This is a genomic window from Aquabacterium sp., from assembly GCF_036279655.1.
In the GTDB taxonomy this organism is placed as follows: domain Bacteria; phylum Pseudomonadota; class Gammaproteobacteria; order Burkholderiales; family Burkholderiaceae_C; genus Aquabacterium.
On record NZ_DASUIT010000122.1, the window covers coordinates 1 to 14,021 of the forward strand.

The 14,021-nt window shown below is 65.1% G+C and carries 13 protein-coding genes; 3 read left to right on the forward strand and 10 right to left on the reverse strand.

Annotated features, from left to right (window positions below; all coding sequences use genetic code 11):
• The 8 genes from VFW84_RS13730 to argS all read right to left on the reverse strand — a co-directional run.
• A partial coding sequence (locus VFW84_RS13730) for a THUMP domain-containing class I SAM-dependent RNA methyltransferase (protein WP_329681024.1) occupies nt 1-1,268 on the reverse strand: 1,268 nt, incomplete at its 3' end.
• A 55-nt stretch (nt 1,269-1,323) separates the two neighbouring features.
• Complete coding sequence (locus VFW84_RS13735) at nt 1,324-2,061, reverse strand: DUF599 domain-containing protein (protein WP_329681025.1); 738 nt, start codon at nt 2,059-2,061, stop codon at nt 1,324-1,326.
• 23 nt (nt 2,062-2,084) lie between these two features.
• Complete coding sequence (locus tag VFW84_RS13740; RefSeq protein ID WP_329681026.1) at nt 2,085-3,626, reverse strand: RNA polymerase factor sigma-54; 1,542 nt, start codon at nt 3,624-3,626, stop codon at nt 2,085-2,087.
• A 15-nt stretch (nt 3,627-3,641) separates the two neighbouring features.
• Nucleotides 3,642-4,424, reverse strand: coding sequence for an LPS export ABC transporter ATP-binding protein (gene lptB, locus VFW84_RS13745; protein WP_329681027.1), 783 nt, complete (start codon nt 4,422-4,424; stop codon nt 3,642-3,644).
• On the reverse strand, nt 4,424-5,098 hold the full coding sequence (lptA, locus tag VFW84_RS13750) for a lipopolysaccharide transport periplasmic protein LptA (RefSeq protein ID WP_329681028.1): 675 nt from the start codon (nt 5,096-5,098) through the stop codon (nt 4,424-4,426). The genes lptB and lptA overlap by 1 nt, the downstream gene beginning before the upstream one ends.
• Nucleotides 5,099-5,227: 129 nt before the next feature.
• Nucleotides 5,228-5,887, reverse strand: coding sequence for a thiol:disulfide interchange protein DsbA/DsbL (locus VFW84_RS13755; protein WP_329681029.1), 660 nt, complete (start codon nt 5,885-5,887; stop codon nt 5,228-5,230).
• 29 nt (nt 5,888-5,916) lie between these two features.
• Entirely contained in the window at nt 5,917-6,582 is a 666-nt protein-coding gene (locus VFW84_RS13760; RefSeq protein WP_414638997.1) for an SPOR domain-containing protein, read from the reverse strand.
• A 35-nt stretch (nt 6,583-6,617) separates the two neighbouring features.
• Complete coding sequence (argS, locus tag VFW84_RS13765; protein WP_329681031.1) at nt 6,618-8,306, reverse strand: arginine--tRNA ligase; 1,689 nt, start codon at nt 8,304-8,306, stop codon at nt 6,618-6,620.
• Nucleotides 8,307-8,446: 140 nt separating this feature from the next.
• On the opposite strand from argS, the gene VFW84_RS13770 reads away from it, so the two are divergent.
• Nucleotides 8,447-9,787: a serine/threonine-protein kinase gene (locus VFW84_RS13770; RefSeq protein ID WP_329681032.1), complete on the forward strand. Its 1,341-nt coding sequence runs from the start codon at nt 8,447-8,449 to the stop codon at nt 9,785-9,787.
• Between the two features lie 127 nt (nt 9,788-9,914).
• Nucleotides 9,915-10,184 (forward strand): hypothetical protein, encoded by a 270-nt coding sequence (locus VFW84_RS13775; protein ID WP_329681033.1) that lies wholly within the window; start codon nt 9,915-9,917, stop codon nt 10,182-10,184.
• A 2-nt stretch (nt 10,185-10,186) separates the two neighbouring features.
• Here the strand turns inward: VFW84_RS13775 and VFW84_RS13780 are convergent, their stop codons facing one another.
• Complete coding sequence (locus VFW84_RS13780) at nt 10,187-10,642, reverse strand: DUF2214 family protein (protein WP_329681034.1); 456 nt, start codon at nt 10,640-10,642, stop codon at nt 10,187-10,189.
• Entirely contained in the window at nt 10,636-11,568 is a 933-nt protein-coding gene (locus tag VFW84_RS13785) for a LysR family transcriptional regulator (protein WP_329681035.1), read from the reverse strand. Before VFW84_RS13785 ends, VFW84_RS13780 begins: the two co-directional genes overlap by 7 nt.
• Before the next feature lie 58 nt (nt 11,569-11,626).
• On the opposite strand from VFW84_RS13785, the gene VFW84_RS13790 reads away from it, so the two are divergent.
• Entirely contained in the window at nt 11,627-13,930 is a 2,304-nt protein-coding gene (locus tag VFW84_RS13790; protein WP_329681036.1) for a putative bifunctional diguanylate cyclase/phosphodiesterase, read from the forward strand.
• Nucleotides 13,931-14,021: the final 91 nt, after the last annotated feature.

The following is a 14,021-nucleotide window of genomic DNA, read 5'->3' on the forward strand; positions in this document are numbered from 1 at the left end:
TTCCAGTGGCTGGCCAGGCGGCTGAAGAAGTCACCGGCATCACGCTCGGTGAAGTCTTCGCGCACCGCCCGTGCGCCGCCCCCATGGCCCGTGCCCTTGGGGTCGATGCGTTCGCCATAAGGCGGGTTGAACATCATCACGCCGGAGGGACCCGGCGCAGGGCGCTGGAGGGCATCGGCCGTCTTGAATTCGATGGCGTGCAGCACGCCCGCCCGCTCGGCGTTGCGGGTGGCGAAGTCGGTCATGCGGAAGGCCACATCGCCGGTGTAGATGCGCACGGCCGGCGGGTGGACCTGGGCGCGCGCCTGTTCACGCAACTGGTGCCAGAGCGCCTCATGACCTGCAAAGGGGAGCAGGCGCTCGAAGGCAAAGCGCCGCTTCATGCCGGGCGCGATGCCGCAGGCGATCTGGGCCGCCTCAATGGCGATGGTGCCCGAGCCGCAGCAGGGATCCAGCAGCGGCCCATCTTCGGCGCGCCCCTTCCAGCCTGCGGCAGCCAGCATGGCGGCGGCCAGGGTTTCCTTCAGGGGTGCCTCGCCCTTGTCTTCTCGCCAGCCCCGCTTGAACAAGGCCTCACCCGAGGTGTCGACCGAAATGTGCGCGGCCTCGCCGTCGAGGTGCAGGTGCAGATTCAGGTCGGGGTGACGGGTGTCGACGCTGGGGCGCTCGCCGTGCTCCTCACGCAACTGGTCGCAGACGGCGTCCTTGATGCGCAAGCCTGCAAAGTTGAGGCTCTGCAATGGGCTGTTGCGGGCCGTGACGTCCACGCGCAGGGTGTGTCGGGGGGTGATCCAGTCGCTCCAGACCACACAGCGGGCCAGCTGATAGAGCTGCTCTTCACTGGCGTAGGGCCCCAGGGCCACGCGCCAGTACACACGCTGCGCCAGACGGCTGTGCAGGTTGAGCAGGAAAACGGCCTGGACAATGGTGGGGGTGAGTTCGCTGCCCATGTCGTAGGGCAGGTCGGCCGGCAGGCGACCCTGTGAGGTCGGACTGACCAGAACCCCCCCTTTGTCGACGGACACCGTCAGGGGCAGGTGGGCCAGCAAGGGCGCCACTTCTTCCTGCAACAGGGGCTCGACCCCCATGGCACAGGACAGGAACAAGGCCGGCGTCAGATCGCGACGCACAGGAGGGGCGGGGCGCCGGGCGCCGTCGAAGGGGCGCGAGCCGCGCGCATCCGGGCGTGACGGACCACGACGATCGTCGTGACGTGCGGCACTGGCGGGGATGCGGACAGGGGGGCGGCGGGGAGGCGTGGAACTCATGGGCGCAAGTGTCGCAGGAATCGCCCCGGATGCGGGACTGCGATCGTCAGAAGCGTCAGTGGACGGACCCGCCCATGGGGGCGTCGGCACGCAGCACGACGGACACATCGGAGCGGAACTCCCGGCGATAGAGAACGAACAGGACGGCCAGCGTCAGCAAGGCAAAGAGCACGGGGGAGACCAGCCAGCCGATGACGGCAAAGGACATGTAGTAGGCGCGCAGACCATCGGCAAAACTTTCGGCGGCCATGCCCATGAGCTGGCCGGCCCGGTTGGCGAACTCGATGCGATCGGCCTTGCCTTCATCGAAGAGCTCGACGTTGGGGGCCGAGCCCACCATGATGGCGCCGAAGGAGTAGACCCGCATCGACCAGGTGAAACGGAAGAAGGCGTAGACGAAGACCGCCAGCAGCACCATGATCTTGAGGTCAAAGACCAGCATGGAGGTGCGTGCGGCAAAGGGCAGGTCCTTGACCAGCTCGGTCGCTTTCTCGCTGGTGCCCAGCACGGCCAGCAAGCCGCCGAGCACCAGGATGGTGGTAGAGGCCCAGAAGGAGGGGCTGGAGGCCAGGTTCTGCGTGATGGCAGCATCGACGATGCGCTGATCACGGTAGGTGACCTGCATCATCCACAGCTTGCGGTAGTGGTTGGTGCTCGACAGCAGGGTGCGGGCCACTTTGGCGCGCCAACTGGCGAATGCCGCATAGGCAATCCAGCCAAAGACGAACAGGGCCAGCGCAGCCCAGTCCTGCCAGGGCAGAAGGATCAGCAGGCGCTCAAGGAAGACGGGCATGGTTCAGGCTCTCTCGGCGGCGCTCACATCGACTTGCGGAGATTGGCCGGAGCGATCTTGAGGGCTTCACGGTACTTGGCCACGGTGCGGCGCGCCACCTGGATGCCCTGCTCTTCCAGCATCTGGCTGAGCTGACTGTCGGACAGGGGCTTCTTGGCATCCTCAGCCGACACCAGTTGCTTGATGAGGGCGCGCACCGCCGTGCTGGAGGCATTGCCCCCGGCCTCGGTGTTGAGCGAGGAGCCAAAAAAGTACTTGAGCTCGAAAGTGCCGAACATGGTGGCCATGTATTTGGCCGTGGTCACGCGCGAAATGGTGGACTCGTGCAGGCCCAGTTCGTCGGCAATCTCACGCAGCACCAGGGGTTTCATGGCGATCTCGCCATGGGTGAAGAAGTTCTTCTGTCGATCGACGATGGCCTGGGACACCCGCAGGATGGTGTCAAAGCGCTGCTGGATGTTCTTGACGAACCAGCGTGCCTCTTGCAGGCGAGCGCTCATATTGGTGTGCCCCTCGGTGGCCGCCGTGCCACGCGGCGAGCGACTTTGCCGCAAGGCCTGCGCGTACAGGTCGTTGATGCGCAGCTTGGGCATCACATCGGGGTTGAGCACCACCTTGAACCCGCGGCCGGACTTCTGCACGATGACGTCGGGCACGATGATGTTGGCCTCGGCGCGGGTGAAGGCCCGCCCAGGTTTGGGCTCGAGGTGCACGATGAGGCTCTGGGCCTGCTTGAGCAGCTCCTCGTCGGCACCGGTGGCGGCCATCAGCTTCTTGTAGTCGCGCCGGGCCAGAAGATCCAGGTGGCTCTTGCAGATCAGGATGGCGATGGCCTGGGCCTCGCTGCGTGGCTGGGCACGCAACTGCAGGATGAGGCACTCGGAGAGGTCGGCTGCGCCCACCCCCAATGGATCGAGGTTCTGCAGCCAGCGCAGCGCGCAACGCAGGCGGGACATGAGCTCGTCGCGGGTGTCTTCATCGGCCTCGGGCGTCAGCAGGGACTCGGCGATGTCTTCCAGCGGGTCGGCCAGATAGCCATCCTCGTTGAGAGATTCGATGAGCATGTCGACTGCGGCCATCTCCTCGGGGCCCAGGCGGGTGCCGCGCAGTTGCTCGCGCAGGTGCTCTTGCAGGCTGATGGCGACACTGTTGCGCTCGAGCGGGTCGTAGTCATCGTCATCACCACGCGAGGGGGTTTCGCGAATGCCGTCGAAGTCATCGCGCTCGGTGCCGTTTTCCCAGTCGTCGCGCTCGGTGGTGCCCAGCTCGGCGGTGTCCACGCCTGCCGCGTCACCGTCACGCTCGGGGGTCTCGCTGCTGGCCGCACGTTCGTCGCGAACTTCGTCACGGGTCAGGCGCTCGGCCTGCTGGCGTTCGGCGTCGAGGCTGACCAGATTGTCGAAACTGCCGTCGTCTTCAGGCTCCAGGAAGGGATTCTGCTCGAGCATCTGCTCGATTTCCTGGTGCAGCTCCAGCGTGGACAGCTGCAGCAAACGGATCGATTGCTGCAGTTGCGGCGTGAGCGAGAGGTGCTGGGAGAGGCGGAACTGCAGGGCGGGTTTCATGACCGGCTCCAGGCCTCACATGCGGAAATGCTCACCCAGGTAGACCTTGCGGACTTCCGGGTTCTGAACGATGTCGGACGGTCGGCCTTCGGCCAGCACACGTCCTTCGCTGATGATGTAGGCACGATCGCAGATGCCCAGGGTCTCGCGCACATTGTGGTCCGTGATGAGCACGCCGATGCCGCGGGCCTTGAGGAAGCTGATGATGCGCTGGATCTCGATGACCGCGATGGGATCGACCCCGGCAAAGGGCTCGTCCAGCAGGATGAAGCGCGGCTGGGTGGCCAGGGCCCGGGCGATCTCGACGCGACGACGCTCGCCACCGGACAAGGCCATGGACGGGCTGGTGCGCAGGCGCTCGATGCTCAGGTCGTGCAGCAGGGCGTTCAGGCGCCGCTCGATCTCGGCCGAGCGCAGCGGTTTGCCTTGCTCGTCGTGCTGGAGCTCCAGCACGGCGCGGATGTTGTCCTCGACATTGAGCTTGCGAAAGATCGAGGCCTCCTGGGGCAGGTAGCTCAGGCCCATGCGCGCGCGCTGATGGATGGGCAGTCGCTCCACACGCTGCCCGTCGATGTCGATCATGCCCGCATCGGCGGGCACCAGGCCCACGATCATGTAGAAGCTGGTGGTCTTGCCGGCGCCGTTGGGGCCCAGCAGGCCGACGACCTCGCCAGCGCTGACCGCCACGTGGACATCATGGACGACCGTGCGGGCACCGTAGCGCTTTTTCAGGCCTTCGGCGCGCAAACGGCTGACCGGCGCCGCCGTGTCGACGGGAGCATGTTCGGGAGAGGACATCAGCGCGCACTCTCCAGCTCTGGCTTGGACAGGGTGCGCGTGGGGGCCAGGCGGGTCTCGCCCTCCGCCGCACCCGACGGCTCCGCCGAGGTCTTGCGAGGTGCAATGACCCCGCGAACACGCCCGCTGGGAGCGGCGGAGCCCGCCCCGCCCACCACCTGGAAGACTTCGGTCTTGTTGTCGTAGATGATGCTCTGTCCGACGACTTCGTCGGCCACGACACCGCCGCTCAGGCGACGCATCACGGCACGACCATGGAAGCGCACCACATCGGAGCGACCGTCGTACTCGACTTTTTCGGCCTCACCCTCGATGAACTCATCCAGCCCTTCACGGCGCTGACGAAAGAGCGCTCGCCCGCCCTGCCCACCCGAGGCCACGGCCGTCTGGCTGCCATCGGCCCCCTGGCGAACCTCGACCTGATGGGCGCGCAGGACAATGCTGCCCTTGGTGATCTCGACGTTGCCCGTGAGGATGTTGACGCGCTGGTTGTCGTCGACCCGCGCGCTGTCGGCCGCGAAGTTCAGCGGCTGCATGCGATCGGATTTGTCGGCGTGAGCGACGCTCAGCCCGCACAGCAGCCCCAGCGTCAGCACGACGCGCAGACGCACCGTGAATCGAAGGAAAGTCAGCAGGGACAGAGGGGCGTGCATGCGGGGCGATTTCATCGGCATGAAAATTGCATTCATTGTAGCCATGAAGCGGCTTGAACGCACGGATGTCCGAGTGATTTCCGCAGTGCAGCATGCCAAAGCGCACACCAAGGCGCCGGTGACGGGCCCTGGCGCACCAGGGCCGTGCGATCACTTGCTCTTGCGCGCCTGGCCCACGAGGAAATCCGTGGTGGCCAGAGTCTTCTCAGGCGAGCCGTTGAGGGACACCGAGGTGAAGAAGCGCCCGGCAATGCCCAGGGCGGGCACGCCATCGATCTTGTAGGCCTCGGCCAGCGCGCGGGCCTGCTTGATCTTGCTCTGCATGCCGAAGGAGTTGAACATGGCCTGGAACTTGGCTCCGTCCACACCGTGACGCACCACGAATTCGGTGATGGACTCCGGCGTGTCCAGGCGCAGCTTTTCTTCGTGCATGGCATGGAAGACCTTGGCATGCAGGGTCGACAACAGGCCCAGACCCTCCAGGGCATAGAACAGGCGCTGGTGCATGCCGAAGGGGTTCTCGCGGAAGGCCACCGGCACGCGGCGGAAGACCACGTCCGCCGGCAGCTTGGCGATCCAGGGCAGCAGCGAGGGTTCGAAGTGGTAGCAATGCGGGCAGCCGTACCAGAAGAATTCGACGACCTCGACCTTGCCGGCAGGCGCCGACACCGGCGCACGTTGAGACAACTTGACGTAGTTGCTGCCTTCGACCGGATCGGCAGCATGCGCCAGACCCCAGGGGGCCATGCCGGCGGCCAGCCCCAGGCCGGTCATGGCGGCGGTCTGCTTGGAAAACTCACGGCGATTCATGTGGTGCCCTTTCAGACGAGACAGTCAGCTTATTTCTGGATGCGCACCAGGGCGGAGTCGATGCCACTGCCCGACAGCTTGACGCGCGCCTCTTCGGCCTGCTCACGCTGCGAGAAGGGGCCCACCCGGACCCGGTACATCGTGCGGCCGTTGACCTCGCGCTCGGAGATGCGGGGCTCCATGCCCATCATCGACAGCTTGGCGCGCTGCTGCTCGGCTTCGGCGGAACTGCCATAGGCACCCGCCTGCACGTAGTACGTCAACGGATCAGCCGGTGGATTGGTGGACACGGCCTCGCCAGAAAGGATGGCCGCCGGGTTGCGGACAGCAGGTGCCGTCGCACTGGCGGCCTTGGCAGCACGTGCGGCCGATGCCGGCGACACGCCAGCGGATGCGGCCTCGTCCGCCGCTGGCGCCGACGCTGCGGCCAACGGCTCGGAGGCAATCTCTTCGAGCACCGGCTTGGGCACGGCCTTGGGTTTGGCGGGGTTGGCGCCATACAGCGGCGCGTTGGGATCCCAGTTCTTGTTGTGCTCGGCTTCCGCGGCGTCCTGCTCGGCCGTGCGCTGGGGCACCTTGTCCACAAAGGGCAAGGGCACCTTGGTCACGTACAGGGCCACCGCCAGCGCCATGGCCAGGCCGATCAACAGGCCCACGATCATGCCCAGGAAAAAGCCGCCACGTTGGGATTTCATCAAGATAGGTCCTTTGCTTCGGGTCACCGGGGTGCTCACATCTTCTCGGGCGCGCTCACACCCAGCAGTGCCAGGGCATTGCGCAGCACCTGCGCCGTCGCCGACAGCAGGGCCACGCGGGCACGGCTGAGTTCGACATCGTCGACCAGGAAACGTTCCGCCGCGTAGTAGCTATGGAAGGCACTGGCCAGGTCACGCAGGTAGAAGGCCACGTCGTGGGGCGCCAGCCCCTGCGCCGCCTGAGTCAGCATGCCAGGGTATTCGGCCAGACGCGTCATGAGGGCCAGTTCGGTGTCGGCTGTCAGCAACGACAAGTTGGCCTGGGTCAAGGATGACAGATCGCCCCCCTTGTCGGCGTACTGCTGGCGCACCGAGCAGATCCGCGCATGGGCGTACTGCACGTAGAACACCGGGTTCTCGTCGTTCTGTTTGAGCGCCAGATCCACGTCGAAGACGAATTCGGTGTCGGCCTTGCGGCTGATCAGGAAGAAGCGCACGGCGTCCTTGCTGGTCCACTCGATCAGATCGCGCAAGGTGACGTAGCTGCCGGCCCGCTTGGAGATCTTGACCTCCTCACCATTCTTGAGCACGGTGACCATCTTGTGCAGCACGTAGTCAGGCCAGCCCTGCGGGATGCCCACACCGGCGGCCTGCAGGCCGGCGCGCACGCGGGCGATGGTGCCGTGGTGATCCGAGCCCTGGATGTTGACGCATTGCTCGAAGCCGCGCTCCCACTTGGCGATGTGATAGGCCACATCGGGCACGAAGTAGGTGTAGCCGCCGTCGGACTTGCGCATGACGCGGTCCTTGTCGTCACCGTAGTCAGTGGAGCGCAGCCACAGGGCACCGCCTTCTTCGAAGGTCTTGCCGGCGTCGCTCAGGCGCTGGACGGCGTCCTCGACCCGACCGGAGGTGTAGAGGCTGGACTCCAGGTAGTAGTTGTCAAAGCGCACCCCGAAGGCCTTCAGGTCCAGATCCTGCTCATGACGCAGATAGGCCACAGCGAACTGGCGGATGCCATCGATGTCTTCGGGATCGCCCGAGGCGGTGAACTCGCGGTCGTCGGCCTTGACGGTCTTTTTGGCCAGGAAATCCGCCGCGATGTCGGCGATGTAGTCACCGTTGTAGGCCGACTCGGGCCAATGCTCGTCACCGGGCTTGTAGCCCTTGATGCGCGCATGCGTGGACCAGGCCAGGGTGCTGATCTGCACGCCAGCGTCGTTGTAGTAGAACTCGCGGGTGACGTCCTGGCCCTGAGTATCGAACAGATTGCACAGGGCGTCGCCCAGGGCACCCTGGCGACCATGGCCAACGTGCAGGGGGCCCGTGGGGTTGGCCGAAACGAACTCGACCAGCACCTTGCGGCCGGTGGCGGGCTGACGGCCGAAACGCTCGCCCTCGCTCAGCACATCGCTGACGATGGATTGTTTGGCCTCGGGCTTGAGACGCAGGTTGATGAAACCCGGGCCGGCAATCTCCAGTGCAGAGACCCACTGTTGCACGGCGCTCTGGGCCTGCAGCGCAGCCACCAGGGCCGTGGCCAGTTCGCGGGGGTTTTTCTTGAGGGGTTTGGCCAGTTGCATGGCCGCCGTCACGGCGAGGTCACCGTGGGCCGCCTGCTTGGGCGCCTCGAAGACGGGGGTGAACGATGCATCTGCATCGGGCGCAACGTTGCGCAGGGCCTCACCCAGGGCCTTCAGGAGTTCACGCTTGGCTTGAATCATCCCGGGATTCTACGGGGAGCCTCGACTGTCCCCCAAGGACACCGAAAAGCGGTAAATTGCCACGGCCCTCTGGCGCTTTTCGCGCCATGAAAGGCAGGGCGTCGTGAAAAGATCGGCGTATTCACAGGACACAGGCATCCATGGAAGGCATCGACATCGACACGAGCGTGACGGGCCAGATCGGCAAGTACGACGTCATCCGTCGGCTGGGCGAAGGCGCCACCAGCGAAGTCTTCCTGTGTCGCGACGAGTTCTTTCAGCGCAATGTCGCACTCAAGCGCGTGCGATCGGCAGCGCTGATGGATGCCGTGGACGGCCCGGTCTACGCGCGATTCTTCGCAGCCGAGGCCGCCCTGGTGGGCCGCCTGCAGCACCCCAATGTGGTCCAGATCTACGACGCCGTGGCCGACCCCACCGCGCCCTACCTGGTCATGGAGTATGTGCCGGGGACCACGCTCAAGGCCTTCTGCCGACCCGATCAGTTGCTGCCCCTGGAGCTGATCGTGGAAATCGGCTTCAAGCTGGCCATGGCCCTGAGCTATGTCTACCGCGAAGGCCTGATCCACCGGGACGTCAAACCGGCCAACATCCTGGCCATCACCAATGAGCAGGGGCTGGTGACGGATGTCAAGATCACCGACTTCGGCAGCGTGCTCAACATGGCCGCCGACGCCACCCAGGTGCATCAGGTGGGATCGCTGGCCTACATGTCGCCCGAGCAACTGGACGGACAGGTGCTGGACTGCCGCGCCGACATCTATTCGCTCGGGGCCGTGCTCTACCACCTGATCGCCGGCCGTCCCCCCTTCGAGGCCAGCTCGCAGGCCGTGCTGATGAACCTGATCTACAACCAGGATCCCAGCCCACTGTCAGGGCTGCGCTCGGGCGTGAACCAGGCCGTCGACGAGGTCATCCTCAAGGCCCTGGCCAAGGACCCCAAGGACCGCTATGCGAACTGGGATGCCTTTGCCCAGGCCCTGTCGGGGCTGATCGCCGACCATAAGGTGCCTCGCGGCCAGTTGCAGGGGGTGCTCGATTCGGAGCGCTTCAACCTGCTGCGATCGCTGGACTTCTTCACCAGCTTCGGCGATGTCGAGCTGTGGGAGGTGGTGCACCGGGCACGCTGGCAGCGCTTCAGCTTCGGGCATGCCTTGTACCGCCGTGGCGAGGAGGGGCGCACCTTCCACATCATTGCCCAGGGCAGTGTGGAGGTCTTCCGCACGGGCAAGCGCGTGGCGCTGCTGGGGGCCGGCACCTCGGTGGGCGAGATGGCCTACCTGGCGCCCAACCCTGAACTGCGGCGACACAGCACGGATGTGATCGTGTCGGAGCCGGCGACAACGATTTCCTTCACGCCGGAATCGCTGGGGCAGGTCAGCCCCAATTGTCGACATCTGTTCGATGAGGCTTTCATTCGTGTGCTGGTGCGGCGTCTGCACGCCGCGCACGAGGCGCTGGCCCACCCGCGCCGGATCATGTGACACAACACCCTCATGCCGGTGTCAACCGCAGGCCACGCCTGCAGCGTTAAACCCTGGCGCCATCTGTGACCTGAACGTAGACTGCTTTGTCTGCCCATTTTTCGAAACACAACTTAGGAGTGCTGACATGCGCTTGTTGATTGCCTCTCTGACCCTCGCCATGACCGCGAGCCTGGCCCACGCTGACGCCACTTGTGATGCCAAAGTCGCTGAACGCAAGCTGTCTGGCGCCGCCAAAACCAGCTTCCTCAAACGCTGTAACCGTGAGGCAGCCAAGGCCGCTTGCGTGACCACGGCCGCCGACAAGAAGCTCGCTGGCGCCGCCAAGAACAGCTTCATGAAGAAGTGCGAGAAGGATGCTGCAGCACCCGCCGCCTCGGCCGCATCGTCCAAGTAAGCTCAGCGCGTCCAGACCCCTCGGGCCAGCAAGGTCGCGGCCAGAGGCACCAGCACCAGCAGGTGGGTCTGGACCATGATCCGGTGCCTCACGGCCCGGATCTCCGTCTCGGGTGGCAGCGCTCCCGTGAGGTCCAGTTCACGACGCCAGCGGCGGAACTGCCGGGTCGGCTTGATCGACATCAGCGCGACGAGGACAAAGACCGAGACCTTGGCATGCAGCAGGGGCTGACTCCAGTACCACCCCCAGCCCTTGAGTCCCCACCAGGTGCGCGCCAGCCCCGTGAGCAGCACCAGCACCGCTGACACCAGATAGAGTGCATCGAGGCGATTCAGCCGCCGCACGATGGCCGCATTGAGCCACTCGGGCCGACACAAGGCTGCCTCACCGGTGACAAAAACCACCAGCATCAAGATGGCCGCGATGTGCGCATAGGCCAGCAGGGATTCCATCAGCATGTCGAGGCGCCTTCCTGAGCCGGGGCGGACCAATAAGCGGTATCCCCGAAAGTGTTCTTGAGAAAATCGATCCACAGACGCAGACGCAAGGGCAAATGCTTGCGCTGCGGAAAGACGGCGTAGATGCCCGTGGGCGGAGCGGCAAAGTCCTCCAGCACGCTCACCAGCCGACCGCGGCGCAGATCGGACTCCACCTCCCAGAGCGAGCGCCACGCCAGCCCCAGCCCTTCCAGGCACCAGGCATGCAAGACCTGGCCATCGGAGCAGTCGAGCCGGGCGGGGGGGCGCACATGGCTGACCACGCCGTCCACGGTGAAGGCCCAGCCCCGCGTCTGGCTGGCTTCCGAACTCAGGGTGAGGCACTCGTGGCGCACCACGTCCGCGGGATGCGCCGGCACGCCACGCGCCGCCAGGTAGGCCGGACTGGCCACGCACAGGCGCCGGTTGTCCGCCAGACGCACACTCACCAGACTGGAGTCGGGCAGATCGCCCACGCGCACGGCGCAGTCGATGCCTTCGTTGACCAGGTCCACCAGTCGGTCCGACAGATTCAGCGAGATCGACACCTCCGGATGCCGTGCCACGAAATGCGGCACCAGAGGCGCCACATGCCGGCGGCCGAAACCCGCCGGAGCCGTGATGCGCAAGTGGCCACTGGCCTGCACGCTGCCCGCACTGACGCTGGCCTCGGCATCGGCCAGATCCGTCAGCAGACGCTGCGCATCTTCCAGGAAGGCCGACCCTTCGTGGGTCAGGCTGATGCGACGTGTGGTGCGCACCAGCAGCTTGACGCCCAGGCGCTCCTCCAGCGCATCCAGGCGACGCCCGATCACCGCCGGTGCGACGCCTTCAGCTTGCCCTGCGGCAGTCAGGCTCCCCTTGGTGGCCACGGCCACGAACGATTCAATCTGCTTGAGACGGTCCATCACCAGCACGCCTGATCGATCCGGTCGGAAAGATGTCCGCCGGTGACCTTCATTCTGCATGCAATCCACACCGTGCCCGCCCTTTGTCGACACGCTGTCCATGCGCCCCCTCAAGTCGAGATCTGTGACGCCCGATAACAAAACCCATGGACTGCTGACAACAAACCCCGACCCTGGAGTGGATGTGGCCGCCGAGTACCTGAGCAAGAGCTTCCACGCTGGCAGCGGCCTGATCGCCTCGATCGTCGCGCTGTACGCGTGCGTCATGCTGATCGAAGTGATTCGACGCATTCGGCTGGCCGAGCGTGACCTGGCCATCGGCTGGACCCTTCACGGCGCCCTGAGCATCGGCAGCGGTCTGTGGGCGGCCCATTTTCTGGGCCTGTTCTCGCTGGATCTGCCCATCGAGGTGGGCTACGACAAGACCCTGACCGTCCTGTCGTGGTTGCCCAGCGTGCTGTCCATCGCCGTGATCCTCTCTTTCATGGGGCGACCCCACCAGCCTGCGCACTGGCGCATCGTCGGCGGGCTGGTGTGGGCAGTCGGGGTGAGCCTCACGCTGTACCTGGGCATCGCCTCCATGGGCATCCACACCGGCATCGACTGGGATGCCAGCATCCTGCTGGTCGTGGGCCTGCCGTCCCTGGCGGTCATGGCCCTGGGATCGGTGATGATCCGCCGCACCCTCGATGGCGGCATCCCCATCACCGCAGCGCGGCGGCTGCTGCTGGCCACGCCTTGCGCCATTGGCGTGCGCGGTGTGCAATACGCGGCACTGGCGTCGGCCAACTTCCCCTTCGAAGCACAGAGCCTGTCATCCGGTCAGTTGTCGGGCGATGCGATGGTCGGGCTGGTCACCGGCGCCATCGTGCTGCTGTTTGTCAGCACCCAGATGGCCATCCTGCTGGACCAGCGCATGCGTCAGCAACACGACCGGTTGACCCACACCCTGCAGGATGCCCACCACGAACTGCAAGACTCCGCCCACCGAGACACACTGACGCGACTGCTCAACCGCCAGGGGGTCGAACGCCACCTGCATCAGCTGCTGTCCGCCGCGTCATCCATGCCTCACGATCTGGTGCTGATGTTCATCAACCTGGATGGCTTCAAGATGGTCAACCAGTCGCTTGGACACGGGCAGGGCGATGCACTGCTCAAGCAGGCGGCCCAGCGGCTGGGCGACCTCATCCGCCGGGATGATCTGGTGGCACGGGTGGCGGCCGACGAGTTCGTGATGCTGTTTCAGGGTCAGATCGACCGGGGCAGCGCCAGCAACCTTGCACGCAGGGTGGATCAGGCCCTGTCTTTGCCCTTCTTGCTGGACAAGCACGAGATCACCTTGTCGAGCTCCATCGGAATCATGCTGCATCCACCCACCGGCACATCCTCACCCGAGCTGGCGCCTGGCGATGTACCCCTTGATGCCTGCACACTGATCCGTCGGGCTGAAACGGCCATGCGCCATGCCAAGGCGGCCGGCGGCGGCGTCCAATGCTTTTACGAAGCGGGCATGACGACGAGCAACACCGAAGAGCTGGATCTGCAGCGCGATCTGCGCCAGGCCATCGATCGCCATGAGCTCATGCTCTTTTATCAGCCCAAACGCCATGCGCGCTCAGGCCAATGCAGTGGCGCCGAGGCCCTGCTGCGCTGGAAGCACGGCACACGGGGCATGATCAGTCCGGGTGTCTTCATCCCCCTGGCCGAACGCTTTGGCCTGATCAGCACCCTCGGCGCCTGGGTGATCACCGAAGCCTGCCGCCAGATCCGCGCCTGGCAGGATGAGGGCATCGAGCTGCAGGTGGCCGTGAATCTGTCGGTTCACCAGTTGCGCCAGCCCGATCTGGCCGACCGCATCCGCGACACCATCGAGCAGCATGGGATCGAAGCTCGGCTGCTGATCTTCGAGATCACCGAGTCGGTGGCCATGGACAACGTTCAGGCATCCCTGAAAGTGTTCGAGCGGCTGGCCGCCATCGGCGTGCAGTTGTCGATCGACGACTTTGGCACGGGCTACTCCAGCCTGAGCTACCTGAGCAAGCTGCCCGCCAGCCAGCTCAAGATCGACCGCAGCTTCGTGATGGAGCTCGAAGACAGCCACCATGCCCAGGCCATCGTGGAGGCCGTGGTGCGACTGGCCCATGCCCTGCGCCTCAAGGTCGTGGCCGAAGGGGTGGAAACCGAAACCCAGCATCAGGCGCTGCTGGCACTGGGTTGCGATGAACTGCAGGGCTTCCTGTTTGCTCGACCCATGCCGCCCGAGGAGTTGAGCATCCTGCTGCATCCCCAGCCACAACCGTCTGCCGTCCGCCCCGTTCAAGCCCGCACCAGTGACAGCGATTTTGCGGTGCTTCACTGAATTCCCAGGCAATTACATGTCATTTGGTCATCAATCAATGACTTTTTTGACTGGTAATGCGCGGATAAGTATCGAATAAACTCTCGTCATG

Excerpts from the sequence above, each read along its gene's own strand:
- VFW84_RS13735 (WP_329681025.1), bottom strand. The coding sequence starts at position 2,061 with ATGCCCGTCTTCCTTGAGCGCCTGCTGATCCTTCTGCCCTGGCAGGAC.
- VFW84_RS13740 (WP_329681026.1), bottom strand. The coding sequence starts at position 3,626 with ATGAAACCCGCCCTGCAGTTCCGCCTCTCCCAGCACCTCTCGCTCACG.
- lptB (WP_329681027.1), bottom strand. The coding sequence starts at position 4,424 with ATGTCCTCTCCCGAACATGCTCCCGTCGACACGGCGGCGCCGGTCAGC.
- lptA (WP_329681028.1), bottom strand. The coding sequence starts at position 5,098 with ATGCCGATGAAATCGCCCCGCATGCACGCCCCTCTGTCCCTGCTGACT.
- VFW84_RS13755 (WP_329681029.1), bottom strand. The coding sequence starts at position 5,887 with ATGAATCGCCGTGAGTTTTCCAAGCAGACCGCCGCCATGACCGGCCTG.
- VFW84_RS13760 (WP_414638997.1), bottom strand. The coding sequence starts at position 6,582 with ATGAAATCCCAACGTGGCGGCTTTTTCCTGGGCATGATCGTGGGCCTG.
- argS (WP_329681031.1), bottom strand. The coding sequence starts at position 8,306 with ATGATTCAAGCCAAGCGTGAACTCCTGAAGGCCCTGGGTGAGGCCCTG.
- VFW84_RS13770 (WP_329681032.1), top strand. The coding sequence starts at position 8,447 with ATGGAAGGCATCGACATCGACACGAGCGTGACGGGCCAGATCGGCAAG.
- VFW84_RS13775 (WP_329681033.1), top strand. The coding sequence starts at position 9,915 with ATGCGCTTGTTGATTGCCTCTCTGACCCTCGCCATGACCGCGAGCCTG.
- VFW84_RS13780 (WP_329681034.1), bottom strand. The coding sequence starts at position 10,642 with ATGCTGATGGAATCCCTGCTGGCCTATGCGCACATCGCGGCCATCTTG.
- VFW84_RS13785 (WP_329681035.1), bottom strand. The coding sequence starts at position 11,568 with ATGGACCGTCTCAAGCAGATTGAATCGTTCGTGGCCGTGGCCACCAAG.
- VFW84_RS13790 (WP_329681036.1), top strand. The coding sequence starts at position 11,627 with ATGCAATCCACACCGTGCCCGCCCTTTGTCGACACGCTGTCCATGCGC.